At 62.5% G+C, this 25152-nt stretch carries 21 protein-coding genes and 1 tRNA gene; 11 read left to right on the top strand and 11 right to left on the bottom strand.

The features are described 5' to 3' along the window. Positions 1-41: 41 nt before the first annotated feature. Positions 42-2231 carry an alpha-galactosidase gene (locus AC6CH8_RS19410; protein WP_498191979.1) on the top strand — a complete coding sequence of 730 codons (2190 nt, stop codon included), beginning with the start codon at positions 42-44 and terminating at the stop codon, positions 2229-2231. 131 nt (positions 2232-2362) lie between these two features. Here AC6CH8_RS19410 and AC6CH8_RS19405 read toward each other — a convergent pair whose 3' ends face one another. After that, the gene (locus AC6CH8_RS19405) at positions 2363-3040 is read right to left on the bottom strand and encodes a Crp/Fnr family transcriptional regulator (protein WP_011775987.1); all 678 of its coding nucleotides are present in this window, start codon (positions 3038-3040) and stop codon (positions 2363-2365) included. 234 nt (positions 3041-3274) lie between these two features. On the opposite strand from AC6CH8_RS19405, the gene AC6CH8_RS19400 reads away from it, so the two are divergent. Further along, positions 3275-4459 (top strand): MarP family serine protease, encoded by a 1185-nt coding sequence (locus AC6CH8_RS19400; protein ID WP_498191936.1) that lies wholly within the window; start codon positions 3275-3277, stop codon positions 4457-4459. Positions 4460-4499: 40 nt separating this feature from the next. Continuing rightward, positions 4500-4964, top strand: coding sequence for a type II 3-dehydroquinate dehydratase (gene aroQ, locus AC6CH8_RS19395; protein WP_498191935.1), 465 nt, complete (start codon positions 4500-4502; stop codon positions 4962-4964). Between the two features lie 194 nt (positions 4965-5158). On the opposite strand, the gene AC6CH8_RS19390 is transcribed toward aroQ, so the two are convergent. From AC6CH8_RS19390 to sp36, 3 genes are read right to left on the bottom strand one after another with little or no spacing between them, the layout of a single operon-like run. Beyond that, positions 5159-6070, bottom strand: a complete 912-nt coding sequence (locus AC6CH8_RS19390) for an NUDIX hydrolase (protein WP_498191934.1) — start codon at positions 6068-6070, stop codon at positions 5159-5161. Positions 6071-6087: 17 nt separating this feature from the next. Then, positions 6088-6624, bottom strand: coding sequence for a RidA family protein (locus AC6CH8_RS19385; protein ID WP_091470391.1), 537 nt, complete (start codon positions 6622-6624; stop codon positions 6088-6090). Between the two features lie 2 nt (positions 6625-6626). Beyond that, positions 6627-6782 carry a Sp36 family protein gene (sp36, locus tag AC6CH8_RS19380; protein ID WP_011775990.1) on the bottom strand — a complete coding sequence of 52 codons (156 nt, stop codon included), beginning with the start codon at positions 6780-6782 and terminating at the stop codon, positions 6627-6629. Between sp36 and AC6CH8_RS19375 the strand changes: the two genes are divergently transcribed. From AC6CH8_RS19375 to AC6CH8_RS19355, 5 genes are all read left to right on the top strand, one after another. Beyond that, the gene (locus AC6CH8_RS19375; protein ID WP_017199029.1) at positions 6781-9114 is read left to right on the top strand and encodes a transglycosylase domain-containing protein; all 2334 of its coding nucleotides are present in this window, start codon (positions 6781-6783) and stop codon (positions 9112-9114) included. The genes sp36 and AC6CH8_RS19375 overlap by 2 nt on opposite strands. Before the next feature lie 2 nt (positions 9115-9116). After that, the gene (locus AC6CH8_RS19370; protein ID WP_498191932.1) at positions 9117-10064 is read left to right on the top strand and encodes a metallophosphoesterase; all 948 of its coding nucleotides are present in this window, start codon (positions 9117-9119) and stop codon (positions 10062-10064) included. A 170-nt stretch (positions 10065-10234) separates the two neighbouring features. Beyond that, complete coding sequence (locus AC6CH8_RS19365; protein ID WP_498191931.1) at positions 10235-12034, top strand: ABC transporter ATP-binding protein; 1800 nt, start codon at positions 10235-10237, stop codon at positions 12032-12034. Then, positions 12031-13863: an ABC transporter ATP-binding protein gene (locus AC6CH8_RS19360; RefSeq protein WP_498191930.1), complete on the top strand. Its 1833-nt coding sequence runs from the start codon at positions 12031-12033 to the stop codon at positions 13861-13863. The genes AC6CH8_RS19365 and AC6CH8_RS19360 overlap by 4 nt, the downstream gene beginning before the upstream one ends. A 98-nt stretch (positions 13864-13961) precedes the next feature. Further along, a tRNA-Pro gene (locus tag AC6CH8_RS19355) sits at positions 13962-14038 on the top strand. 283 nt (positions 14039-14321) lie between these two features. Here AC6CH8_RS19355 and AC6CH8_RS19350 read toward each other — a convergent pair. After that, entirely contained in the window at positions 14322-14546 is a 225-nt protein-coding gene (locus AC6CH8_RS19350; RefSeq protein WP_091470382.1) for a hypothetical protein, read from the bottom strand. A 127-nt stretch (positions 14547-14673) separates the two neighbouring features. On the opposite strand from AC6CH8_RS19350, the gene AC6CH8_RS19345 reads away from it, so the two are divergent. Further along, a complete protein-coding gene (locus AC6CH8_RS19345; protein ID WP_011776003.1) occupies positions 14674-15939 on the top strand; it encodes a helix-turn-helix domain-containing protein in 1266 nt (421 codons plus the stop codon). A gap of 75 nt (positions 15940-16014) precedes the next feature. Here AC6CH8_RS19345 and AC6CH8_RS19340 read toward each other — a convergent pair whose 3' ends face one another. Next, on the bottom strand, positions 16015-16953 hold the full coding sequence (locus tag AC6CH8_RS19340; RefSeq protein WP_420178967.1) for a phosphoribosylaminoimidazolesuccinocarboxamide synthase: 939 nt from the start codon (positions 16951-16953) through the stop codon (positions 16015-16017). A gap of 2 nt (positions 16954-16955) precedes the next feature. Further along, a complete protein-coding gene (purD, locus tag AC6CH8_RS19335; RefSeq protein WP_420178968.1) occupies positions 16956-18314 on the bottom strand; it encodes a phosphoribosylamine--glycine ligase in 1359 nt (452 codons plus the stop codon). A gap of 121 nt (positions 18315-18435) precedes the next feature. Here purD and AC6CH8_RS19330 point away from each other — a divergent pair, with 121 nt between their 5' ends. Together AC6CH8_RS19330 and AC6CH8_RS19325 are read left to right on the top strand one after the other, a co-directional pair. Continuing rightward, entirely contained in the window at positions 18436-19452 is a 1017-nt protein-coding gene (locus tag AC6CH8_RS19330) for an asparaginase (protein ID WP_498191929.1), read from the top strand. A gap of 21 nt (positions 19453-19473) precedes the next feature. Beyond that, positions 19474-19878: a sterol carrier family protein gene (locus tag AC6CH8_RS19325; protein ID WP_498191928.1), complete on the top strand. Its 405-nt coding sequence runs from the start codon at positions 19474-19476 to the stop codon at positions 19876-19878. Between the two features lie 64 nt (positions 19879-19942). On the opposite strand, the gene AC6CH8_RS19320 is transcribed toward AC6CH8_RS19325, so the two are convergent. The 4 genes from AC6CH8_RS19320 to AC6CH8_RS19305 all read right to left on the bottom strand — a co-directional run bounded on the left by AC6CH8_RS19320 (position 19943) and on the right by AC6CH8_RS19305 (position 24871). Next, a complete protein-coding gene (locus tag AC6CH8_RS19320; protein ID WP_017199038.1) occupies positions 19943-21430 on the bottom strand; it encodes a C4-dicarboxylate transporter DctA in 1488 nt (495 codons plus the stop codon). Positions 21431-21697: 267 nt separating this feature from the next. Then, the gene (locus AC6CH8_RS19315) at positions 21698-22465 is read right to left on the bottom strand and encodes an SDR family oxidoreductase (protein WP_420178971.1); all 768 of its coding nucleotides are present in this window, start codon (positions 22463-22465) and stop codon (positions 21698-21700) included. Between the two features lie 34 nt (positions 22466-22499). Further along, complete coding sequence (locus tag AC6CH8_RS19310) at positions 22500-23291, bottom strand: aspartate/glutamate racemase family protein (protein ID WP_498191927.1); 792 nt, start codon at positions 23289-23291, stop codon at positions 22500-22502. Positions 23292-23305: 14 nt separating this feature from the next. Continuing rightward, positions 23306-24871, bottom strand: coding sequence for an NCS1 family nucleobase:cation symporter-1 (locus AC6CH8_RS19305; RefSeq protein ID WP_498191926.1), 1566 nt, complete (start codon positions 24869-24871; stop codon positions 23306-23308). Positions 24872-25152: the final 281 nt, after the last annotated feature.

Below are 25152 nucleotides of genomic sequence, written 5' to 3'. Positions count from 1 at the left end.
ACACCCCCCACACACGACCCGATGTGAAAGTGACTCAACACATGCACCCGCTCCATCTCCGTTCCGCAGGTACCAGCTTGGTGATCAGCACCCACCGTGGAGAGGCTGAGATCATCCACTGGGGAGCCGACCTGGGCGATACCTTGCCGGACCTGTCCATCCTCAGCGAGCCCATCCCGCCCTCGTCCATCGATGCCAACGTCCCAGCGGGGCTCCTCCCCCAGGCGTCGTCGTCGTGGCAAGGACGGCCGGGACTTCGCGGGCACCGTTTCACTGATAGCGTTCCTGGTTTCGATTTCTCCGTCCGCCTTCGGCTGGTGAGCGCGACTTCAGATGGCAACTCCGCGGTGATTGTTCAAACAGACCCCGACGCCGGCATCACCGTGACCAGTAACCTCACCTTGCACCCGGGCGGGCTTCTCGAACTGCGGCACTCGGTGACGAACGACGGCACGTCGCCTTTCCAGGTGGATGAGTTGGCGACGATGCTCCCGGTGGCGCCGGACGCCGTCGAACTTTTGGACCTGACCGGCCGCTGGTGCCGTGAGCGGCATCCACAGCGCAGGGCCATCCAACAAGGAACCTGGGTCCGCACCGGCCGCCATGGCCGCACCGGGCATGACTCCTCCCTTCTGCTGGCGGCCGGAACTGCGGGCTTTGGGAACCGGCACGGCAAGGTGTGGGCGACACATTTGGCATGGAGCGGCAACCATGAGCAGTTTGCGGACAATGTTGCCGATGGCCGCACCATGGTGGGTGGCTCCGAGCTGTTAGGACCCGCAGAAGTGGTCCTGCAGCCCGGCGAAATTTACACGACTCCCGCACTGTTTGCGGCCTACTCCGACCGGGGACTAGACGGAATTTCCGAGGCTTTCTACTCCTGGTTTCGTTCGCGGCCGCACCATGTGGGTGCAGCTTCCGGCAAAGCCCGCCCAGTAGTCCTCAACACGTGGGAAGCGGTGTATTTCGACCACAAACTGGACGCCCTGATCGAACTGGCGGAGTCGGCTGCCGATCTTGGAGTTGAGCGTTTCGTGCTCGACGACGGCTGGTTCCGCGGGCGACGTGGCGACCACGCGGGGCTGGGCGACTGGTACGTCGACGAGACCCTCTGGCCCAACGGCCTGACGCCGTTGATTGATGCCGTGACCAGCCGGGGCATGGAGTTTGGTCTGTGGGTTGAGCCGGAAATGGTCAACCTTGACTCCGACATCGCCAGGGCTCATCCCGAATGGGTCGTGGGCCCCTCAGCGGTTTCCCATAAGGACGGCGGCCGTCTGCCCCTTGGGTGGCGGCAGCAGCACGTGATCGACCTCGTGAACCCGGATGCGTGGCAGTACATTTACGAACGCATGGACAGCTTGCTGCGCGAGAACAACATCAGCTACCTCAAGTGGGACCAGAACCGCGATCTTCTGGAACACGGGCATGCTGGCCGGGCTTCGGTGCACGAGCAAACTCTGGCCGCGTACCGGCTGTCCGATGCGCTCCATGCGGCCCATCCCGGGGTTGAAATTGAAAGTTGCTCCTCCGGCGGCGCCCGCGTGGACCTTGGGATCCTGGAACGGACCGACCGGATCTGGGCTTCGGACTGCAACGACGCCTTGGAACGGCAAACCATCCAACGATGGACCGGGATGGTGGTCCCGCCGGAACTGGTGGGCGGGCACATTGGACCCACCACGTCGCACACAACGGGGCGGACGCACGACCTCTCATTCCGTGCCATCACGGCGTTGTTTGGACACTTCGGCATGGAGTGGGACGTCCGCTCCGTCACGGGTGCGGAGCGCGAGGAACTCAAGCGCTTCATCGGCCTCTACAAGGAACACCGCGGCCTCATCCACAGTGGCCGAATGGTGCGGGCCGATGTGCCGGACGAATCGCTGATGGTGCACGGCGTGGTGGCTGACACTGAAGGGCTCGACGGCGGCACGCCAGTTGGTGCCACGGCTGCTCTTTTCGCCGTGGTGAAGACCCGGACAGGCTTTAGCGAACTACCCGGACGAGTGACCTTCCCGGGGCTGGATGCCTCCCGTTCATACCGGGTGGAAGCCATCTTCCCGGCACCCGGGGATGCCGACTACGGGCACACGTTCACCGAGGCAAAGCCGGCACCGTGGCTGGCGTCCGGGGCTGACGCTTCGGGGCGGTTCCTTGGCGAGGTGGGCCTTCCCATGCCGGTCCTGAATCCGGAGCACGCCATCCTGCTGCGGTTCACGACCCTCTGACGCTCGCTCACGTCCCACCGGCTTGAGCCGCACGCTCGCTCACGTCCCACCGGCTTGAGCCACACGCTCGCTCACGGTTGACACTAAAAAGCCGCCCTGGTTCAGAACCAGGGCGGCTTTTTCGTCGCTGTTTAGCGCGAACGCTGGCGAAGGCGCTGCATGTCCAGGATCACCACGGCGCGGGCTTCCAGGCGGAGCCAGCCGCGCTGAACGAACTCGGCAAGTGCCTTATTCACGGTTTCGCGGGAAGCTCCCACCAGCTGGGCAAGCTCTTCCTGGGTGAGCTCGTGCGCTACCAGGACGCCGTCAGTTGCGGGGCGGCCGAAGCGGTCTGCCAGATCGAGGAGTGCCTTGGCTACACGGCCCGGGACGTCGGAGAAGACGAGGTCTGAGAGGGAGTCGTTGGTCCGGCGGAGACGGCGGGCCAGGGCCTGCAGCAGCTGCGCGGAAACCTCGGGGCGCGTGCGGAGCAGGGCGTTGAGGCTCTCGTTCTTGAGGCCAGCCAGGCGAGTTTCCGAGACGGCAGTGGCCGTTGCGGTACGCGGGCTGGGGTCGAACAACGCCATTTCGCCGAAGAGCTCACCCGGGCCGAGGATGGCCAGGAGCGACTCGCGGCCATCGGGGGACGTGCGGCCGAGCTTTACCTTGCCGGAAACGATGAAGTAGAGCTGGTCACCCTGGTCGCCTTCGCGGAACACCGAAGCTCCACGTGAAAGGTCCACCTCGGTGAGTTCGTCCGTCAGCAAGCGGAATGCGTCGTCGTCAAGGGTGGCGAAGAGGGGTGCGCGGCGCAATACCTCGATGTCCATGAAATCTCCTGAATATAAGTTTCGGTCGTGGCGCTCAGGCCATTGTTTCAGAATTTTTAAGCTTCTGTGACGTACTTGGCACGTGAAACGCTGAAATGGCGCGGGTTTTAGGGCATCCAACCCCTCCTGACGCCCTTAACGGCGGTGGAAGCGGCCCATATCGTGACCGGACTAACGGTTGGTTGTCAGGGTGGCCACCTAGAATTGGCGCTACCCCGGCTATGAGGAGCATTGGTGTTTGGCTTGACGATATTGGATTTGGCATTGATCTTGATGCTGCTGTCCTACCTGATCTATGGCCTGCGCAACGGCTTTATGGTCACGCTGGGTGGAATCGCAGGATTCGTCGTCGGCGCCATTGCGGCCTTCATGGCAGTTCCACTCGTCAGCGGCTGGGTGACCGACAGCGGTTGGAGGCTGACCGCCACGGTGGCTGCCGCCGTCGTGCTTATCGCTTTGGGGCACGGGCTGGGCACCATGATCGGGCGTAAAGTCCGCCACGCCGTGCGGATCAAGCCGTTGCATGCCGTGGACCGGCTGATCGGTGGCGTGGTGAGCGTGGTGGTGGCGGCGCTGGTGATGTCCATGCTGGCGTTCAGCATCAGTTCTCTCGGCGTGCCGTTCGTTTCTCAGCAATTGGCCGAGTCACGCGTCATTCGTTACATCGACAGTGTGACTCCCACGCCCGTCAAGAGCACCATGGCACAGCTGCGCTCCACGGTGATCGGCGACGGAATTCCCAAGCTCATTGAGGGCGTCGGCCCCGTCACGCCGGTGCCCGTTCCCAACGAGTCCACCGACACTCCGGCCCTCAACCAGGCCGCCGATTCCGTCCTCAAGATCGCCGGCACCGCATTCGAATGCGGGCAGAACCAGACCGGTTCCGGATTCGTTGTCTCGCCCGGGCGCGTCGTCACCAATGCGCATGTTGTGGCGGGCGTGTCGCAGCCGGTTGTGGAAGTTCCCGACGGCGGTGCGTTGCCGGGTCGGGTGGTGTACTTCGACTCCCAGCGGGACATCGCCGTCCTGGCCGTGGATGGTCTTCAGTCCAATCCGCTTCCCCTGAGCGCCGACCTGGCCGCGGGCAGCCCCGCCGCTTTTGCGGGGTACCCGCACGGCGGTCCGTTCCAGTCCAAGCCGGCCACAATTCAAGGCATTTCAACCATTCTGGTTCCCGATATTTACGGCAACAATCCTTCGCCGGAGCTGGTCTACAGGCTGGCGGGCGACGTCCAGCCGGGTAACTCGGGCGGCCCGCTGCTGACTATGCAGGGGCAGGTGGCCGGGCTGATCTTCGCCAAGACCACTACAGACGCCGCCCTCGGCTTCGCCCTCACCATGCAGGACTTGGAACCGGTGGCCGCACAGGCTCCCGGCCTCAGCGACCCCGTCTCGGCAGGTCAGTGCACCCGTAAGTAACGATTCCCGGACTCCTCCGGACCGCTATAGATTGGGAGCCATGACTGAAGCCACTCCTGCCACCGAAACCGGTCGCGGCACCATCCTTGTGATCAACGGCCCCAACCTGAACCTTCTGGGAACCCGCGAACCGGAGAAGTACGGCACGTCCACCCTGGCCGATGTGGAGCAACTGGCCATGACTTCGGCCGCTGCCCATGGCTTCACTGTTGACTGTGTTCAGTCGAACCATGAGGGCGACCTCCTGGACGCCATCCACGCTGCCCGGGGCACCGCCGTCGGAATTGTGATCAACGCCGGCGCGTACACGCACACCTCGGTGGCCCTTCGTGACGCCCTGGCGGCTGTGCAGCTGCCCGCCGTCGAGGTCCACATCACCAACGTGCACCAACGTGAAGAGTTCCGCCACCACTCCTACCTGTCGGGTGTGTGCAACGCGATCATCGTAGGAGCGGGTGTGCTCGGCTACAAGCTGGCCATCGAGTATCTGGCAGACACGGTCTAACGCACGCGGGACGTGAGAGAGCGACCGCCCCAAACCCGCGGGACGTGAAAGAGCGTCCGCCCCAAACCCGCGGGACGTGAAAGAGCGACCGCCCCAAACCCGCGGGACGTGAAAGAGCGACCGCCCCAAACCCGCGGGACGTGAAAGAGCGTCCGCCCCAAACCCGCGGGACGTGAGCGAGCGTCAAATGGCGGTTAGCGCTCGCGCTGGGGCTCGCCTGCCACGGTGCGGGCGGCTTCGACCTCGAGCATCAGAAATCCGCCCTCGTCCACCAGTTTCGCCTGGTACACGTGGGCCTTGCGTTTGTAGCTCAGGTAGGCGATGCAGCCGTTGGCGTTGGCCATCTTCTCGAGCATGATCTCGGAGCCCGGCACCAGGAGCTGACCAAGCTTCAGGCCGACGGTATTTTCCTGGCCGACTTCGTCACCGAGTGCTGAAGTGTCCCGCAGGGCAATGGCTTCGGCGGCGGTGACCCAGCGGCCCCAAACCCCCTTACTGCCCAGGATGCTGGGTTGCTGGTTCACGGGGACGGTGGCGGCGAAGTATCGGGTGTTAAAACGCGCATGGGCGAAGTCCGGGCTGAGCCAGTTCACCAGTGGCTTCAGGAGGTCGGTGCGGAGGGAGAGTCCGCGTTTGGAGAGCATCTCCGTGAAGGACTTCTCTTGGGCGGCCACGGCTTCGCGGGCGCGCATCCAGTCGACGGTGGAGTTCGCCTCGACCGTAGAGGAAGCATCAGGGCCTGCGAGCAGGACACCGGTTTCTTCGAAGAGTTCGCGGATGGCGCCCACAACGTGACGGCGGGCGAGTCCGACGTCGTCCGTTCCCATCTGCTCAGCCCAATGCTGGGGTGAGGGGCCCAACCAACCCACGGGGTCGTCGTCGGACGGGTCCAGGGAGCCGCCCGGGAACGCGACAGCGCCCAACGGCGAGGAACCCGGCCTGTATCCAAGCCAGGTTTCCAAGCCGGTGGGCGAGTCGCGCAACAGCACAACTGAGGAGGCGTAGCGGGCGGCCCTGGGGGTCCGTTCGCCAAGCTCAAGCCAGTTTCGTGCTGCCCCCTCAAGTTCCGGGGGCAGTACGAACAGACGGCGGGCAAGCTGCGGCAATTGGGTGAACCGGTTCCTTAGCTGAATTCAGCGATGAGCTCGACTTCAACGGGAGAGTCGAGCGGCAAGACAGAGACGCCGACGGCGGAGCGTGCGTGCTTGCCGGCGTCGCCGAATACCTGTCCGAGGAGTTCGGACGCACCGTTGATCACGCCGGGCTGACCGGTGAAGGTGGGTTCGGAGGATACGAAACCCACTACCTTGACGATGCGGGTAACACGGTCGAGGTCGCCGATGACGCTCTTGACTGCAGCCAGGGCGTTGATGGCACACAGGGCTGCGTAACGCTTGGCGTCTTCCGGATCAACGGTGGGTTCGTCGGACGCGCCCAACTCGCCGAGGGAGACCTTGCCCGTAGCTTCGAGTTTGCCATTAATAAACGGCAGCTGTCCGGAGGTGTAAACGTAGTTGCCGGAGACGATGGCAGGTACGTAATCGGCGACGGGCGCGGCGACCTCGGGGAGGGTCAATCCGAGCTCGGCCAGACGCTGCTCAACAGCAGACGTGGGGGCGCCGGATTCCGCGGCAGACGTGGTTTCTGCGGGGGTGGTCATGATTACTGCTTCTCCCTCTTCAGGTATGCAACAAGGCCTTTGCCATCGGGTCCACCGACGACCTGGACGAGCTCCCAGCCGTCCTCGCCCCACTGGTCCAGGATCTGCTTCGTAGCGTGAATAATGAGCGGAATCGTGGCGTACTCCCATTTGGTCATGACAGAAAGCCTAGCCCTTGCCGGTAAAGTGGAAAACATGGTGACTCGCAAGAACCCACTATTCGACACTGCCACCACCCTCGGAAAGATTCTAGGCTTCCTTGGTGTGAGCGCGATTTGTGGCGTCCTGGTGGCGGGCCTTTTGGTCCCCGCAGCCGCCGTTTCGGGCAGTGCCGCAAGTGGTTCAATTCAGTTCTTTGACACTCTGCCGGCGGAACTCCAGGTGGATCCGCCCAGCCAGAACACCACGATCCTGGCGAAGGACGGTTCGCCGATCGCCTCGATCTACGCAGAGAACCGGACCAAGGTTCCGCTGGATCAAATGAGCCCGTTCATCAAGGACGCTGTCATCGCTATCGAGGACAGCCGTTTTTATGAGCACGGCGGCATTGACACCACCGGCATTATGCGAGCCATCGTCAGCACCGCCCGCGGCAACAAGCAGGGCGCGTCCACCATCACGCAGCAGTACGTGAACAACGTCATCAACGAGTCCCTGGTGGCGTCCGACCGCGAAGAAGACGTCAAGCTCAACGGTGGCGGTAAGGGCGTGGGCGACAAGCTTCGCGAAATGAAGCTTGCGATCGCCCTGGAGAAGAAGTTCTCCAAGGAGCAGATTCTTGAGGGTTACCTCAACATCGTCTTCTTCAACCGTGACGCCTACGGCATTGAGGCTGCCTCGAAGTTCTTCTTCAGCACCTCTGCCAAGGACCTGACGCTTCCGCAGGCTGCCCTCCTGGCCGGCCTGGTGAACAGCCCGTCGGCCTTCGATCCCATTGCCAACCCTGACAGCTCCAAGGTTCGCCGTGACCTGGTGCTCGCCTCCATGGTTAACCAGGGGAAGATCACTCAGGCACAGTACGAAGAAGCTGTTGCCACTCCGGTCACCACACAGGTCACCCCGGCTCGCCAGGGCTGCGCGTATGCCACCATGGCTCCGTACTTCTGTGACTACGTGCTCCACCTGCTCTTCAACAACCCGGCGTACGGTGACACCACGGAAGAGCGCGTCAAGCGCATCCAGCGTGGTGGCCTCACCATCCAGACCACCCTCGATCCCACCGCCCAGAACGTCGCACAGCAGCAGGTCGACGCAACGGCTGGCGCTAACCCGGACAAGTGGGGCGCGTCGATCGTCTCCGTCCAGCCGGGCACCGGCCAGATCGTGAGCATGGCCCAGAACACTGTTTGGCTGCCTCAAGAGGGCAAGTTCGATCAGACGCAAAACTTCAACGTGGATGTCCTGGACGCCAACGGCAACGACCTCAACGGCATCGGCGGATTCCAGCCCGGTTCAACGATGAAGCCCTTTACGTTCGCCCAGTGGCTGAACGAGGGCAAGTCGATGGAAACGAACGTCAACGCGGCGGTTCGCAAGTATCCGCAGAACTTCCCTTGGAAAAATACGTGCCCCACACCGACCGATGGCTTCTATGATGGCAACGTGCAGGGCAGCTTCGACCTCCAAAATGCCGAACCGCAGTACTACCGGAACATGACGGTCCTCTGGGGCCTCAAGAACTCCATCAACACAGCCACGTTCGCTTCGGCGGCGCAGGTTGACCTCTGCGGCATCCAGGGCATCGTTGATGCCACAGGCATCCACGGCGGCCTTCCGACACGCGACGACACGGGTAAAGTCACGGATCCAAACCCGAAGGTTCAGATGACTCGATTGTCCAACCTCATTGGTGCGACGCAGACCGCACCTCTGACCATGGCATCGTCTTTCGCAACCTTCGCCGCTGACGGCAAGTACTGCGAACCAATTGCTATAACTTCGGTGAAAGACCAGTCCGGCGCCTCTTTGCCTGCCCAGTCTTCCAGTTGCAAGGATGCGGTGAAGCCAGAGGTTGCTCGAGGCGTCGCCTATGCCATGGGCAAGGTGTTGGACGAGGGCTCGGGATCCCTGATCCGTCCGGCATTGAACTCCAAGAACTTCCCGGTGGCCGCCAAGACCGGAACCAACGACACCAACGGCTCAACGTGGGTAGTCGGGTACACCTCTGGCCTCGCGACTGCCTCATGGTTTGGTGATCCTCTGGATGACCAGTCCCGTCCCGGCCGTAATCTGACCATTAATGGCAAGTCCTACGATGCTATCGACGGCTACATGATTGCTGGTCCGCAGTTCACCAACTACATGCTTGCTGTGGCTCCGGCCTATGGGACCAATCCGTTCCCGGCTCCGCCGTCAAACCTGACGGGAGCTCCTGCTCCGCAGCGTAACAACACCCCGTCCAAAAACACCCCGTCGACCGCGCCCAACCCGCCGTCCACTGGGAACGGCAACAACGGGAACGGTAACAACGGCAACGGCAATAAGAACTGATCATGTCGTTTAGTTATTCATTGGCAAACCGCGTCCGCACTATCGGGCGCGGTTTCGCCGTCACTGCTGCCGTCGGTGCGGCAGCAGGCGCAGCAGCGGCCGCATACGGATGGTGGGAGAAGGACCAGTTCGAGGTCCGCCACGAAACCTTGCCCATTCTCCCTGCCGGTTCAGCCCCGCTCCGCGTCCTGCACCTAAGCGACATCCACTTCGTACCGGGCCAGGACAAGAAGACGCAGTGGCTGCAATCGCTGGCGGACCTCAAGCCTGACCTCGTGGTCAACACGGGCGACAATCTCAGCCACACCAAGGCCGTCGATCCCCTACTCCAGGCACTGCGCCCGCTGCTGGAGTTCCCGGGCGTTTTCGTCCCGGGTTCCAACGACTACTACGCCCCGCGGATCAAGAACCCGGTGGGGTACTTCCGTGGTCCTTCCCGGATGCGAACCGACCCGATTGCCTTGGACTGGCCGAAGCTCCGCTCGGCCTTCGGCATGGGAGGCTGGATCGACCTCACCAACCGTGCCCAGTCAGTGGTGCTGAACGGGCTGCGCTTCGACTTCTCCGGAGTGGATGACCCCCATCTGAACCGCGAACGCTATGCCGGCTGGCCCCGCGGAACGGTCAACCAGGATGCCCGCCCGCATCTGAAGGTGGCCGTCATCCACGCCCCGTACCAGCGGGTGCTGGACCACTTCACGGAGGCCGCGGCGGACTTGATCCTGGCTGGCCACACGCACGGCGGCCAAATCTGCATCCCCGGTTACGGTGCTCTCGTTGCCAACTGCGATCTCCCCAATTGGCGCGCCAAGGGCCTCCACGACTGGGAAAGCGACAGCTTCACGACGCCGGTAAACGTCTCCGGCGGCATCGGCACCTCGCGCTTCGCACCGGTCCGCATCGCGTGCCGCCCTGAGGCTGTGCTGCTGACACTCACGTCGCGCAGCTGAACTCCGTCCACCAGCGAGACTCCGGGCGAGCATTACGATCCTCAATAACTGGGTCAAACATTTCACCTTCATTGCGTGGTCCTGTGAAACGAATCACGCCATGGCATAGGGTAGTTGCTACGGGAAACTACCTCCGCACCATCTGAAGATCCAGCTGTTGAGAAGCGGGCATGTCCAAGCAAACGTCATTCTTCACCTCCGTCGGCCGCCTGTACCCCCATGTGCGGCCCATCCTCCCCCGACTATTCATGGGCTTGATCTGCGCCCTCTTGGCCAGCATCGTTGCGCTGACCATCCCGCAAGTCCTGCGGGTTCTTGTCAACAACTCTTTGCAGCCCGGCGGTTCCACGGACGCCGTCTGGATTGCCGCCGTCGTGATTCTTGCTTTGGGTATCGCGGAAGCCGGGCTGGTGGCCTTGCGCAGGCAGTTCGTCATCAACCCGGCCACCACGGTTGAGACCCGGATGCGGGTGACCTTGTACGGCCACCTGCAACAACTGACCGTTGCCTTCCACGATCGCTGGGGTTCGGGCCAGCTGCTCTCACGCGCCATGACGGACCTGAGTTTCCTGCGTCGCTGGATGGCGTTTGGCGCGATCATGCTGGTGGTCACCACGCTTACTGTGGTCATCGGCGTCGGCGTCATGTTTTCCATGAGTTGGCAGCTGGCACTGATCTTCCTCGCAGCGGCCGTGCCGATCATGATCAACTCGTTCCGCTTCCGCCGCCGCTTCAGCTTGGTCACCCGCCTCAGCCAGGACCAAGCCGGCGACCTCGCCACAACTGTGGAGGAATCAGTCCACGGCATCCGTGTCCTGAAGGCCTTCGGGCGCAGCCGCGAAGCGCTGGAGAACTTCAACGGCCAGGCAGAAGAACTGCGCCAGACCGAGATCGCCAAGGCGAAACAGCAGGCTGGCTTCACGCTGGTAGTGACGCTGCTGCCGGAGTTGGCGCTGGGCGTCGGTCTGGTGGTGGGCATCATGCTCGCCGCGAGTGGGGAACTTAGCATCGGCGCGTTGGTGGCGTTCTTCGCAACAGCGGCCGTGGTGGCCACTCCGGTGGAATTTTCCGGCATGCTCCTGGCCATGGCGCTCACTGCCAAGACCGCGTTGGATCGCCACTTCGAGGTCATGGATACGGAGAACACCATCACCTCGCCGGATCGCCCCGCTGTTCCGGAAAGCGTGAAGGGCGCCCTGCGCTTTGAGCACGCAGGTTTCGGGTTCGACGACGGCGGCACCCTCCTGCACGACGTCACCCTGGATATACGCCCCGGGGAAACAATGGCCCTCGTCGGCATCACGGGCAGCGGCAAGAGCGCTCTGCTCCAGCTGGTCCCCCGCCTCTATGACGTCACCGAGGGCGCCGTGACCATCGACGGCGTGGATGTTCGCGACTACGACATCGACGAACTCCGAAAGATCGTTGCCGTGGCGTTCGAGGACACCACTCTGTTCTCCAGTTCGGTCCGGGACAACGTACTCCTTGGAGCCCCCGATCCCAGCGACGCCGCCTTGGACGAGGCCCTGGATGTGGCACAGGCCCAGTTCGCCTACTCGTTGCCGGACAGCGTGGACACGTTGATCGGCGAGGAAGGGCTGAGCCTATCCGGCGGCCAACGGCAGCGCATCGCCCTGGCCCGAGCCATCGCCGCCAAACCCAAGGTGCTGGTCTTGGACGATCCCCTGTCCGCACTCGACGTGAATACCGAGGAACGTGTGGAGGCCCGTTTGCGCGAGGTCCTGCGCGAGACCACCACCCTGATCGTCGCGCACCGTCCCTCCACCGTGGCCTTGGCGGACCGGGTTGCCCTGCTCGAAAACGGAACCATCACCGCCGTCGGGACCCATACGGAACTGCTTGCCGAGAATGATCACTACCGCTACGTCATCGCCAGCCTGGACGCCGGTCCGAAGGACCTGGACACCGAACTGGACGAGCTCGAAGAAGCTGAGGAGGCCCGCCGGTGACTGCCGCAACGTTTGGAACCGCCAACGAGGACAACACCCTCCTCACCAAGGCAGACAGCAAAGCCGTACGACGCCGGTCGCTCACCTTACTTGCTTCCCTCATCCGCCCCGTGCGGCTGCGTTTCTGGCTGACGATCTTGATGGTGGTGGTCTCGCAGCTCACCCGTGTTGCGGGACCGGCGTTGATCGCGTTCGGTATCGACAACGCCCTTCCTGCACTGCAGTCGGGCGACAACGGGCCCTTGGTACTGGCTGGTTCCCTGTACTTGGCGGCTGCGATTGCGACGGCAGGAATGACGGCGCTGTACGTGACCTCCACTGCCCGGTTGAGCCAGGCCATGCTGTTGGATCTGCGCCTTCGGGTCTTCCGGCACACGCAGCGGTTGAGCCTTGAGTTCCACGAGAAATACACCTCCGGCCGCATCATTGCCCGGCAGACCTCGGACCTCGAAGCCCTGCGCGAACTCCTGGACTCCGGGGTGAGCTCCTTGGCGTCGGGCATGCTGTTCATGGTGTTCACTGCCGTGACTGTTTTTGCCCTGGATTGGCAGAGTGGATTGATCGTCCTCGCGGCCGGCGTGCCCATGTTCTTCCTTGCCCGGTGGTACCAGAAGCATTCACAGATCGCCTTCCGTGAGTCGCGCGTGGTGTCTGCCCGGCTGATCGTCCACTTCGTGGAAACGATGACCGGGATCCGCGCCGTGAAGGCGTTCCGCAAGGAGCGCTTGAATGCCTCCCGATACGGCGAGCTGGCTGAGGACTACCGCAAGAACACCGTCCGCTCCATCAACTTGAACGGCATCTTCCAGCCTGGTTTGGTGCTGATCGGCAATGTTTGTGTGGCCGTGGTCCTACTGTTTGGCGGCTTCCGGGTTCTGGGTGGTGACCTGGCTGTTGGCGTCCTGCTGGCACTGATCCTGTCCACCAAGCGCTTCTTCCAGCCGGTGGACCAGATGGCAATGTTCTACAACTCGTTCCAAAGTGCTCAAGCTGCCTTGGAAAAGGTGTCCGGGCTCCTCGAAGAAGTGCCCACCGTCCGTCCACCAAAGAACCCGGTACCGCTCAAGAGCTCACGCGGTGAGATCGACTTCAAGGGTGTGGAGTTCGGCTACAGCGACGGCAAAGTTGTGGTTCCAAAGCTTGACCTGCATATCCCGGCCGGCCAGACGATCGCCCTGGTAGGCCAGACGGGTGCGGGAAAGTCGACGTTGGCCAAGCTCGTGGCACGCTTCTACGACGTCACGTCCGGGGCCATCACGCTGGATGGCGTAGATCTTCGTGACCTGTCCACCACAGACCTCCGTCGCGCCGTGGTGATGGTGACCCAGGAAGCGTTCCTGTTCAGCGGCTCCGTGGCGGACAACATAGCTCTTGGTCGTCCCGAAGCTTCCCGGCTTGAAATCGAGGCCGCAGCTGCAGCGGTGGGTGCTCACGACTTCATCATGAGCCTCCCCGAGGGATACGACACGGACGTCAACAAGCGGGGTGGGCGGGTGTCATCCGGTCAACGCCAGCTCATCGGCTTTGCCCGAGCGTTCCTGGCCGCGCCGGCCGTACTGATCCTGGATGAGGCAACGTCCTCCTTGGACATTCCTTCTGAGCGTATGGTCCAACAGGGATTGTCCAACTTGTTGGAGGGAGTGGCTGGTGGCAGGGGGGCCCGCACGGCCATCATCATCGCCCACCGCCTCTCAACTGTGGAGACGGCTAACAGGGTTCTGGTGGTCCACGACGGCCGCATTGTGGAGGACGGGACGCCGGCCGAGTTGATCAGCGGTGGCGGACGGTTTGCCCAGCTTCATGGGGCTTGGCGGGACTCGCTGGTCTAGCCTTTCCCCTCCTGCCGCTGTGAGGAGCGACACCCGCTCCTCGATTTCGCATCACGCACCTATTCAGCTATCCTTGAACAGTTGCTTTCGCAGCGGATCGGGATGTAGCGCAGCTTGGTAGCGCGCTTCGTTCGGGACGAAGAGGTCGCAGGTTCAAATCCTGTCATCCCGACCAAACACGAGAATGGCGTCGAGAAATCGGCGCCATTTTTGTTTGCGGAACCCGATCGAAGATGGTCGGCAGCACTGTGCCTGTGGACTCCGTTGGGAGTCAGCCAGCCCTTCCTCATACCGACGGCGCCACGCTGCCCCGCGTGCGACACGCAAATCCGAGTGTCGCTGCCCCACTTCCGGTTCCTCAGCGAATTTGGGTGTCGCCAATGCAGCCACGAAAGGCAAAAAAGAAACCCCCGAAGCATCGCTCGTCACGCCTCGGGGGTTTCTTTACTACAATTGTTTTACATAGGGTCGGGCCAGTTACCAATTGACATCGTGGTGACTGTCGTTTCGGTCTTGTCCTTCTTGGGTGTTGTGGTGGTGGACCGCATGGGGTCCGGCCAGTTACCAATGGCGCTTACTGTGCTGGTACCTGCTGCAGGAGCAGCAGAGACAACCCCGGGAGCCGCAACCGCGAACGTCAGTGCGCCCGCCACGGCCACTGAAGCGATGATTTTCTTGAACATGATGTAGTACCCCAATGCGAGTCGGATTCGTTACGGAAATTGCACGGTCCCTGTTGACATACATTGTAAAATGTTTTCCACAGAGACTGTCAAGGTTTTGGTCAAAAGACACCTGTAGGAGGGACCCGTGGGAAACGGATTCGGCGAGAAGCTACGTGCCGAACGGCTCGAACGTGGGTTAACGCAGGCAGAGCTCGGCAAAAACCTGTATTCACCGAGCTACATTTCGCTGCTTGAGACAGGCCGTCGTGAGCCCACGGCCGAAGTCATCGAGGAGCTGGCCCGCAGGCTCGAACTTGCACCGAAGGCCTTGGAAGCGTGGAGCCAGCCGGTCTCCGTTAGTGATGCCGAGTACGTCCTCGCCGGTCTTTACGCCCGACAGGCCTGGGATCTTCGCGACTACCAGCTCGCCGCCAGCCACGCTGCCACAGCTGCGCAGATTGCCCTCGAGGCCAAGAACAACAGCGCCTGGTGGAACATGACGTACATGCAGGCCGAGTGCGTGATGAAGCAAGGCCAGCTGAAGGAATGCCAGCAAATTGTTGAGCACCTCCTGGAACACCCCATGGCCACCGAATCCGCTGGCCTCGGGGTGCGCGCCTGGCAGATGCTTGCCGCGGTGTGTCACGGACAAGGTCAGCTGGCCACCGCCGTCGAGCATGCCAAGCAAGCCGTAAAGCTCAGCGAGCAGCTGCCCAAGGGGTCCACGCTCATCATCGGTGCGCACCGCGCGCTGATCGGTGCCCTGGCCGAGAGCGGCAAGCTGGACGAAGCCTGGCAGTACTGCCTGGCGATGATCGAGCACATGGACGAGCACTCCATGTCGCAACTGGCCGGCGAAGTCGCTTGGGTGGTCGGCAACGTCGCCTTCATGCGCCACGACTATGTAGAGGGCATCAAGCACCACGAGCGTGCAGCCAAACTCCTCTCCCCCGCCAACGACATTGAGCTGTGGGCCCGTTTCAACAAGGCCTCCGCAGCAGTTCGACTGTCCTCGGGGATTGTGGAACCGGAAACGTTGTCCGCCATTGAGCGTGCAGAACTCGCGCTGTCCATTGTGGGCGGAAACAAGACAGACCAGCTTGAGGTCGCCTTCATCCGCGCCCGCTGGCTGTACCTGACCGGGGACATCCCTGCCGCCGTCGAGAAGCTCCGCGAAATCTACGCAGACCGTAAGGTACTGGCCCGGCACACCGCAGGCGAAGTGTCGCTGCTGCTGGGAAAGTCCTTGAAAGCAGCCGGGGAAGCCGCGGAGGCGCTCCAGTTCCTGGAAGAGGCGCAGCACGACTTCAGTGCGGCAGGAGCGTCGGACCGGGTTCAACAGGCCATGGACGCAGTGCTGGAGATCCGGCTGGCCGAGCGTCGTGCCGCGAAAGAACACTCGGAAGCCTGATTAACCCAAGTAAGTCGCAGTTAAGCGCGTTTTGAGGGGTCAAAACGCGCTTAACTGCGACTCAGTTGGGTGCTTCTAGGCGAAGGTTCGGCCCGTGAGCTTCTCGTAAGCCTCCACGTAGCGGGCACGGGTGCGCTCCACCACCTCGGCGGGCAGTGCCGGCGGAGGAGCGTCCGAGGACTTGTCCCAGCCGGACTCGGCGGAGGTCAGCCAGTCGCGGACGTACTGCTTGTCGTACGAAGGCTGCGACTGACCCGGCGCGTACGTGGACGCATCCCAGAACCGTGAAGAGTCCGGGGTGAGGACCTCGTCACCCAGGGTGATCACCCCAGTGGCTGCGTCAATCCCGAACTCCACCTTGGTGTCGGCCAGGATGATGCCGCGTTCGCGGGCGATCTCCTCAGCGCGGGTGTAGATCTTCAGGGTCAGTTCACTCAGGCGGGCAGCGATGTCGTCCCCCACCATGGCTACGACGTCGTCATAGGTGATGTTGACGTCGTGCTCGCCCACTTCGGCCTTGGCAGACGGCGTAAAAAGGGCCTTCTCCAAGCGCGAACCATCAACCAGGCCCTCGGGCAGCGGAATGTCGCACACCGTGCGGGATTCCTTGTACTCAGCCAGGCCGGAGCCGGTGAGGTAGCCGCGCGCGATGCACTCCACAGGGAACATGTCCAGCTTCTTGCAGATCATGGCGCGGCCCTCGACGGCGGCAGGAACGCCACCCTCAACCGTGGACGCCAACACGTGGTGCTCAACATCCAACTGATCGAACCACCACAGGCTCAGCTGCGTCAGGACGCGGCCCTTGTCCGGGATTTCACTGCTCAGCACGTGATCGTAGGCGCTGATGCGGTCGCTGGCGACAACCAGCACGCATTCCTGGCCGATCTTTTCCGTGATGGCTTCGTCGGCCGGGACGTAGAGATCGCGGACCTTGCCGGAGTAGACGTGCGTCCAGCCCGGAAGTTCCAGCGTTTCGGTTTCGAAGCCGCCCGTAGGGATGCCTTCAGTCATGCTCAGGCCTGCACTTTCGGGATGGTTCCTGTAGCCGTGTACGGAACGCGGATTTCGCCGCGGGCGGCTTTGCCTCCGATGTCCGTACGGAACTGTGAGCCTTCAAGCTGAACCAGCTCAACGCCGTCGTACGCCTTTTCACGGGCCTCAACCAGATCCGAACCGAGCGCGACAACAGCAAGGACACGGCCGCCGGCAGAGACCACTTTGCCTTCGTCATCCAGCTTGGTGCCGGCGTGGACTACGTGGACACCGTCCAGTTCGTCCACCTTCTTCAGTCCACGGATGCGATCGCCCGTGCGGGGTGCGTCCGGGTAGTTTTCGGCAGCAACGACGACGGCGACTGCCGTGTCCTTGGACCAGCGCAGCTCTTCTGCCGTGTCCAGTTCGCCCTTGGCAGCTGCCAGCAGCAGCGCACCGAGAGGGGTCTTGAGGCGAGCGAGGACGGCCTGCGTCTCGGGGTCGCCGAAGCGAACGTTGAACTCAATGACGCGCATGCCGCGGGAAGTCAGGGCGAGGCCGCAGTACAGCACACCAACGAAGGGCGTGCCGCGGCGGGCCATCTCGTCCACGGTGGGCTGGGCTACGCGGTCGATGACTTCCTGGACCAGGCCCTCAGGAGCCCATTCAAGCGGCGTGTACGCGCCCATGCCGCCGGTGTTGGGACCTTCGTCGTTATCGAAGATGCGCTTGAAATCCTGCGCCGGGGACAACGGGATGGTGTTGCGGCCGTCGCAGAGGACGAACAGGGAAACCTCGGGGCCGTCGAGGAATTCCTCGATGACCACTGTTCCACCGGCGTCGAAGCACGCCTGGGCATGTGCCAGGGCCTCTGCGCGGTCCTTGGTGACCACCACGCCCTTACCGGCGGCCAGGCCGTCGTCCTTCACTACATACGGGGCACCAAAGGTGTCCAAGGCATCGGCAGCTTCGTCAGCGTTGGTGGCAACGCGAGCCATAGCCGTGGGAACGTTGGCTTCAGCCATGATCTGCTTGGCGAACGCCTTGGAAGCCTCCAGCTGGGCTGCTTCCTTGCTGGGACCAAACACCGGGATGCCGGCTTCTCGGACGGCGTCGGACACACCGGCGGCCAAAGGCGCCTCGGGTCCTACGACAACCAGGTCCACGCCCAGCTTGGTGGCGAGGGCGGACACGGCTTCCGGGTTGTTCCCGTCAATCGCATGGGTGGGAACGAGTTTGCTGATGCCCGCGTTGCCAGGGGCCGCGTGGACCTCGGAAACGTTGGGATCTTCAAGCAGAGAGCGGACAATGGCGTGTTCGCGGCCGCCTGGGCCAATGACGAGTACCTTCACAGTCCTCAAGGGTACTTTGTGAAGGGCGCGGGGCCTAAGCTGTGTCATTCACCGGACCTGTGGACACGGGCCTGGCGTGAGGCTCGGCGTGAGGCCCGGCGTGCACGGATCACGCGCGCGGGCACGCGGATGACCCGGGAACTGACCCGCCGCGCCCTAGACTTGATTCATGCCCATGAGTTCGCATGAAACGTTCAACGTTGAGTCCGCGGTGGAACTGGCAGTGATCGAACGAAGTGGCTTTATTGAGTCCCGGCACATCGGCGCGGCCGTGGTTCTTGCCGGTGACGGCTCGGTGGTCACCCGTCTTGGTGACATCGACGCCCCCATCCTCGCCCGCTCCACCCTCAAACCCTTCCAGGCCTTGGCGTCCATGCAGTCCGGCGTGCCCCTCCGCGGCGCCCAGGTTGCTGTGGCTTGTGGCAGCCACACCGGTTCCCTTGATCATATGGACGTTGTGGAAGGGATGCTCAAGGCAGCGGGTGTTAAAGAAGAAAACCTCCAGTGCCCCACCGCCTGGCCCCAGGACGAAACCGCCCGCAACTGGCTAATCCGCTCCGACCGCGGACAATCCAAGCTGGCCTTCAATTGCTCCGGCAAGCACGCAGCATTCCTGTGGGCGTGCACCGAAAACGGCTGGGACCTGCGCAGCTACCTCGAACCAAACCACCCGCTCCAGCAGCGCGTTCGCTCGGTGATCGAGGAATACAGCGGCGAAACGATCTCCCACCTGGGTATCGACGGCTGCGGAGCACCCGTTGCCGCCATCTCGCTGACCGGCCTGGCCCGCGCCTACTCCCGCTTGGCCAAATCCCCGGGCGATAAGTCGTCCAACGCACGTGCCGCCACCATCGCCACGTCCATGCTGGACTACCCCTGGGCAGTTCAGGGCAAGGGTGAGTCCAACACGATCGTGATGGAGGAACTGGAGGTCCTGGCCAAGATCGGGGCCGAGGGCGTCCTGGTCCTGGCGACTCCCACCGGCGCAACCGTGGCCGTGAAGATGCTGGACGGCAACCTTCGCGCCACATCCTTGGTAGGACTGACTCTGCTGGCCGTGAGCGGTGCCGTGGACATCCCTGCAGTTTCCAGCGTTCTGGAGCGCGTGGTGGAGCCCGTGCTCGGCGGCGGCCACGAGGTGGGCAAGATCCGGCTGGGACACGCTGTCTCCGCCCTGCTGGACTAAAACTTCCGAGGAGAGGAACAAATGGCTGTTGCACGACGCCGCGTCAACATCGAGGAAGGCCGCGCCGCGCTGGCAGCCTGGCAGGCCGCCGTCGAGCCTCCCGGCCGTACAGGTGAGCCAGGCAGCGTTGCCGGCCCGCCGCCGTCGCGCACTTTGATTGCGACGGCGGTCCGATACTCCCTGGAGGAAGTCACCGCCCGCGCGCCCGGCAACTCGGTGGAAGTCCGCGTGCCGCCGTTCGGTGTGACGCAGTGCGTTGAGGGGCCCCGCCACACGCGCGGCACTCCCCCGAATGTGATCGAGTGCGACGCCGCCACCTGGCTTTCGTTGGTGACGGGCAGGATTTCGTGGGCAGACGCAGTATCGGACCATAGGGTGACTGCGTCCGGTTTGCGTGCGGATCTCTCGGAGTTGCTGCCTCTTTGAATAGGTTTTGCACAGCTGAGGCCCCTCAAGAATCCTCTTGAGGGGCCTCATGCTGTGGGCTGTACTAGTCCGGGCAGACCGGGGCGGATGGTTGGCCCCGTTTGCTCATTTCGAACTGCGGGATGTCCTCCGCGGCGGGACCGCCACGGAACTTGGGCGAAGGCTCCTGGCCGCCACTGATGCGTTCGAGTTCCTGCTCCTCGAAGACTTCTTCCTTGCCGAGCATGATGGCGGAATCGTGGTTGGTGATCTCGCCGTTGAAGGCGCGGAGCATGACGCTGCGGTCGAATTGGCCTTCCCATTTGGCCACCACGAACGTTGCCACGCAGTTGCCCAGCAGGTTCACCACGACGCGCATGGAGTCCATAAGGCGGTCGGCTCCGAGGAGGAGTGCAACACCAGCCACCGGGAAGATACCCAGCGCAGCTGCCGTGGCGGAGAGTGCCAGGAACGACGAACCAGGTACGCCGGCCATGCCCTTGGAGGTCAGGAGCAGGACTCCCAACGCCGCCAACTGCTGGCCAAGGTCAAGGTTGTGGCCGAAGGCCTGCGCCAGGAACAGCAGTGAAATGGACAGGTAGATCGCGGCGCCGTCCAGGTTGAAGGAGTAACCCGTGGGAACCACAAGTCCGGTGGTGGCACGGGAGCAGCCGGCGTTGGTCAGCTTGGTCATGATACGCGGCATGACTGCTTCAGTGGAGGCGGTGCCGAGTGCCAGCAGGAATTCTTCACGGGTGTACTTCAGGAACGCCCAAAGGGGAACCCGGGCGAACCCCCAAGCCACCAGGAACAGCAGGCCGATGAAGATGATCGCCGCTCCGTAGCAGGCTGCAATCAGGAGGGCATAAGTGCTGAGCGTGCCAAGTCCGTACTGGCCGATGATGAAGGCCATGGCACCAAATGCACCGATGGGAGCCACTTTCATGATCCAGGACATGATCTTGAAGATCAGCTCCAGGACGGTTTCCATGAGGCTGATGACCGGAAGGCAACGTTCGCGGCCGATGACCACGATGGCTGCGCCGAAGAACACGGAGAAGAACAGCACCTGAAGCAGGCTGTTGTTGGCAAAAGCACCGATCACGCTGACGGGAATGACATCCAGGATGAACGCTGCAGCGTCCTTGGGAGGCGCGTTGCCGGTCTTGGCGTTGAGCGCATCCTGGGAGAGTGTAGCGGGGTCGATATTAAGGCCAGCACCAGGCTGAACGATATTTCCGACGATGAGCCCGAAGACGAGGGCGAAGAGAGTGGCGCCGGTGAAGTACAGGAGCGCTTTGACCCCGACCCTTCCGACCGCCTTGACGTCGCCCACTGCCGAGATGCCTGTGACGATCACGAGGAAAATCAGCGGGGCGATGATCATCTTGATGAGTTGAATGAATCCATCACCCAGTGGCCGGAGGGCGGACCCGATTGTCGGCCAAAAATGACCGATGAGTACACCTGCGACGACGGCGATCAGGATTTGAAAAAAGAGCGACTGGTACAGCCGCTTTTTCTTCTGCGGGGCCGAACTCGCCTTCAGCGCCGCGGAGTCTGGGATCTTCATTGATCTGAACCAATCAGTTGGGAACGGCCCCACATTTTGAGGGGGTTTTTCAAACGTAAGCCTGCTCACACCATTCCGCAAGGGGAAATAACATTTCCATATTATGGAAAGTCACATTCGGTTTGGAGCTTGGATGTTGGTGCGTCCACCACCTTCTTTGACGCAGAAATGCCCGTGACACACCCTTCTACAGGCGTGTCACGGGCATTCGAAAAGCAAAGTGGGTGGTGGCGGCACGGGCCCGCGGTTTGGGGCGGTGCTGTGAGGCTAGCCGCGGCCCACGAAGGGCATGCCGGCAGCGGTCACCACCAAGGATCCGACACTGGCCGACGCCGGCATGTTGGCCATCATCAGCACGGCACGGGCTGCATCGTCCACGGGGAACATGGGCTCCACTTTGCGGCTGCCGTCAGCCTGCAGCGCCCCGGAGCCCACGCCAATGGTGTCCATGATTTCGGTACGGGTGTTGCCGATGTCGATCTGCCCGCACGTAATACCAAACTCCCTGCCGTCGAGCTCGATGCTCTTTGTCAGGCCCGTCATCGCGTGCTTAGTGACTGTATAGGCCACGGATTTGGGCCTGGGCGAGTGCGCCGAAATGGAGCCGTTGTTGATGATGCGGCCACCTTGCGGCTCTTGGGATTTCATGGTTCGCACAGCCTCCGCGGCGCACAACATGGAGCCCGTGACGTTCACGCGAAGCGTTGCTTCCCACTCATCCACACTGATGTCGCCCACGTCGCCCGCCGGCCCAAAGATGCCGGCATTGTTGAACAGCACATCAACCCGACCCCAGCGTTGGCGGACCTCCGCGAAAAGGCGCGCGACGTCGTCGGGCGCCGTTACATCGCAGGGAACCGCTAGCGCGTCCGGATGGTCGCCGGCCGTTTCCAGGAGTTGCGCCTCCCGGCGGCCGGCAAGCGCAACGCGGTAACCCTCGGCGAGCATGAGCTTGGCGACGGCCCGCCCAATTCCGGAACCGGCCCCGGTCACGACGGCGACCCTCGGGTTTGCGGGAGGGCTGGAGTCAGTCATGTGGTTGCCTTTCGGGGAATTGCCTATGGCAGCGTCAGCGTGCGGCTTCAGCTGCCCGGGCGGGAGCTGCCTGGGCGGGAGCTGCCTGGGCTTGTGCCGCCTGGGCGGCTGTTATCGGCCAGCCTATGACAGTCTTCGGGCGCGGAGTGGCGTAGGTCCTGACCTTGGACGTAGACAACCCAAGGCGGACCAGGGACTCGGCGATGGTCACCGCCGCAGCCACTCCGTCCACTACGGGGACGCCGGTGCGCTGGCGGATTTGTTCGTCGAGACCGGCCATGCCGCCGCAACCAAGAACAATGACTTCCGCTTTGTCGTTGTGAACAGCTTGTTCCGCCTGGCTCACTATGGCTTCAACAGCACGCTCCGGGTATTCCTCGAGCTCCAGCACGGCCATGCCGCTGGCCCTGACCGAGGCACAACGCGCCTCCAAACCGGCGAGCTTGAGCCGGTCCTCGATCAGCGGTACGGCGCGGTCAAGCGTGGTGACCACTGAATACTTGTGGCCCAGGAACATCGCGGTGCTTGCTGCTGCCTCGGTGATATCAACCACGGGGACGTCGAGCAGTTCCTGAAGGCCTTCGCGGCCGTGCTCGCCGTAGCCGGCCTGGATGACCGCGTCGAACGGTTCGGGATAGTTCACCACCGCATCCATGACGGCGATCGCGGCGAGGTAACTTTCAAAGTTCCCTTCGCAGGAGTCGGCGCCGAAGCGAGGCGTGATGCCGATGATTTCGGTTCCGGGAGCCGCTGCGGCACGAGCCTGCGCTGCGATGGAGTCCGTCATGGACTGGGTGGTGTTGACGTTTGCGACAAGGATGCGCATGGGTTTCCTCAGTGTCAGTGGGTGCTGGCGACGGCGATCGGCTCGCCGGAGACGTCCTGGTGGACCTGCTTCTTGTCCGCGACAGCGAAGTACGTCAGCGCTGCGACGCCGGCTCCAATGAACCAAGCAAATGGAGCAGCCGCGGCCAGTGCTGGAATGAAAGCGATGGCAATGGCCAGGCCTGCGGCCGGGAGCATCGCGATGATGGCCTTCGGGTTCACGCCGCGCTTGTAGAAGTAGGCGCCCTTGGGATCCTCCGTGTAGAGCTCCGGGACATTGACCTTGCCGCGGCGGACCAGCCAGTAATCGGCCATGACCACACCGAACAGGGGCCCGAGCAAGGCACCGAGGCCACCCAGGAAGTACACGATCACAATCGGGTTGTTGTAGAGGTTCCACGGCAGGATGATCAACCCGATGGTGCCGCTGACCCAGGCCGCCTTGCGGAAGTTCAGGTGCCGCGGGAAGAGGTTGGTCAGCGCGTAGACCGGAGCTACGAAATTGGCCATCAGGTTCACGGCGATGGTCAGGATCAACAGGGCCAGGCAGGCAAGGACCAACAGAAGCGTATTGGGGATGCTCTCAACAATGTCCGAGGGGCTCTCAATGACGGTGCCGTTGATCTTGTACTGCCCACCGGCCATGACCACCACGATGGCGCCAAAGACGAGCATGTTGATGGGGATGCCCCAGAAGTTGCCCTTGACGATCGACTTCTTGGAAGCCGAGGACCGGGTGAAGTCGCAGAAGTTCAGGACGAACGTTCCGTAGATGGAAACCCACAGGGCACCGCCGGCAAAGATGGTGAGCCACATTTCTGTACCCTCGAGGCCCTTGATGCCGCTCCACTGGATGGCGCCGCCGGCTTCGATGAAAACCCACACGGCGATCGCTGCCATGGTCACCAGGATGATGGGACCGGCGAAGGCCTCGTACTTGCGGATCATCTCCATGCCGAAGCTGACAATGACCAACTGAACCATCCAGAGCGCCACGAACGACAACCAGCCCAGGGTTGAAAGGCCAAGGATGGAGTTGCTGTCCAGGTCTTTCAAACCCGGCGCCATGGCCACCAGCATGACGCGGAGGACCACGGATGCCAGATACGTCTGGATGCCGAACCAAGCAACGGCAACAGCGCCGCGGACCAGGCTGGCGATCTGCGCTCCCCTGATGCCGAAGCTGATGCGGCTCATGACAGGGAAGGGAACACCGGTCTTCTCACCCATGAACCCGGAAAAGTTCAGGAGCGCGAACAGGAGAATGGCGCCGATACCGAGGGCCACCAGGATCTGCCAGCCACCCAAACCGAGGGAGAACAGGCCGATGGCGAAGGCATAGTTACCCAGGCTGTGGACGTCGTTGGCCCAGAGGGTAAAGATGCTGTAGCTGGTCCACTTCCGGCCCTTGGCCTTAGTGGGTGCGAGGTCGATGTTGTAAAGCCTGGGACTGATGGTACGGCCTGCGGCTTCGGAAGCAATAGCGCAGAGGTCGGTGTTTCCCACGACCGGATGGTTGGGGCCACCTGCGTTTCCGTCTCCCGGAGCCCCAGTGACGCCGACTGATGAAGTCGTCTGCATCGTGGATCTCCACTTCGTACTGATTCCACAATGCGGAATCTAGTTATTGAATAGTGAAAGCACTCTATGACTCAGGTCACGTAACGTCAAGGTTTTCCGTGTATGCAGGGTCACATTCGGTTGCTTGGCCGAAGCTTTCCCAGTTGACTGTCTTGGTTACGCAATCCGTGTTGACGCTGCCCAACCAGCAGACGCAATCTCGAATTGCAGAATTTTATTCTCACAATACGAAATTCCTTGAGCGCCCCCACAGAGCAAGCGCCCAGACATTCAATGAAGAG

It is taken from the genome of Paenarthrobacter sp. GQ52, from assembly GCF_059759005.1.
This window is presented reverse-complemented; position numbering and strand designations above follow the sequence as displayed.

What these genes read in the sequence shown, in the direction of transcription:
- AC6CH8_RS19410 (WP_498191979.1), top strand. Translation starts at nt 42, where the DNA reads ATGCACCCGCTCCATCTCCGTTCCGCAGGTACCAGCTTGGTGATCAGC.
- AC6CH8_RS19405 (WP_011775987.1), bottom strand. Translation starts at nt 3,040, where the DNA reads ATGGACATCGAGGTATTGCGCCGCGCACCCCTCTTCGCCACCCTTGAC.
- aroQ (WP_498191935.1), top strand. Translation starts at nt 4,500, where the DNA reads ATGACTGAAGCCACTCCTGCCACCGAAACCGGTCGCGGCACCATCCTT.
- AC6CH8_RS19385 (WP_091470391.1), bottom strand. Translation starts at nt 6,624, where the DNA reads ATGACCACCCCCGCAGAAACCACGTCTGCCGCGGAATCCGGCGCCCCC.
- AC6CH8_RS19375 (WP_017199029.1), top strand. Translation starts at nt 6,781, where the DNA reads ATGACAGAAAGCCTAGCCCTTGCCGGTAAAGTGGAAAACATGGTGACT.
- sp36 (WP_011775990.1), bottom strand. Translation starts at nt 6,782, where the DNA reads ATGACCAAATGGGAGTACGCCACGATTCCGCTCATTATTCACGCTACG.
- AC6CH8_RS19370 (WP_498191932.1), top strand. Translation starts at nt 9,117, where the DNA reads ATGTCGTTTAGTTATTCATTGGCAAACCGCGTCCGCACTATCGGGCGC.
- AC6CH8_RS19365 (WP_498191931.1), top strand. Translation starts at nt 10,235, where the DNA reads ATGTCCAAGCAAACGTCATTCTTCACCTCCGTCGGCCGCCTGTACCCC.
- AC6CH8_RS19350 (WP_091470382.1), bottom strand. Translation starts at nt 14,546, where the DNA reads ATGTTCAAGAAAATCATCGCTTCAGTGGCCGTGGCGGGCGCACTGACG.
- AC6CH8_RS19340 (WP_420178967.1), bottom strand. Translation starts at nt 16,953, where the DNA reads ATGACTGAAGGCATCCCTACGGGCGGCTTCGAAACCGAAACGCTGGAA.
- purD (WP_420178968.1), bottom strand. Translation starts at nt 18,314, where the DNA reads ATGACACAGCTTAGGCCCCGCGCCCTTCACAAAGTACCCTTGAGGACT.
- AC6CH8_RS19330 (WP_498191929.1), top strand. Translation starts at nt 18,436, where the DNA reads ATGCCCATGAGTTCGCATGAAACGTTCAACGTTGAGTCCGCGGTGGAA.
- AC6CH8_RS19325 (WP_498191928.1), top strand. Translation starts at nt 19,474, where the DNA reads ATGGCTGTTGCACGACGCCGCGTCAACATCGAGGAAGGCCGCGCCGCG.
- AC6CH8_RS19320 (WP_017199038.1), bottom strand. Translation starts at nt 21,430, where the DNA reads ATGAAGATCCCAGACTCCGCGGCGCTGAAGGCGAGTTCGGCCCCGCAG.
- AC6CH8_RS19315 (WP_420178971.1), bottom strand. Translation starts at nt 22,465, where the DNA reads ATGACTGACTCCAGCCCTCCCGCAAACCCGAGGGTCGCCGTCGTGACC.
- AC6CH8_RS19310 (WP_498191927.1), bottom strand. Translation starts at nt 23,291, where the DNA reads ATGCGCATCCTTGTCGCAAACGTCAACACCACCCAGTCCATGACGGAC.
- AC6CH8_RS19305 (WP_498191926.1), bottom strand. Translation starts at nt 24,871, where the DNA reads ATGCAGACGACTTCATCAGTCGGCGTCACTGGGGCTCCGGGAGACGGA.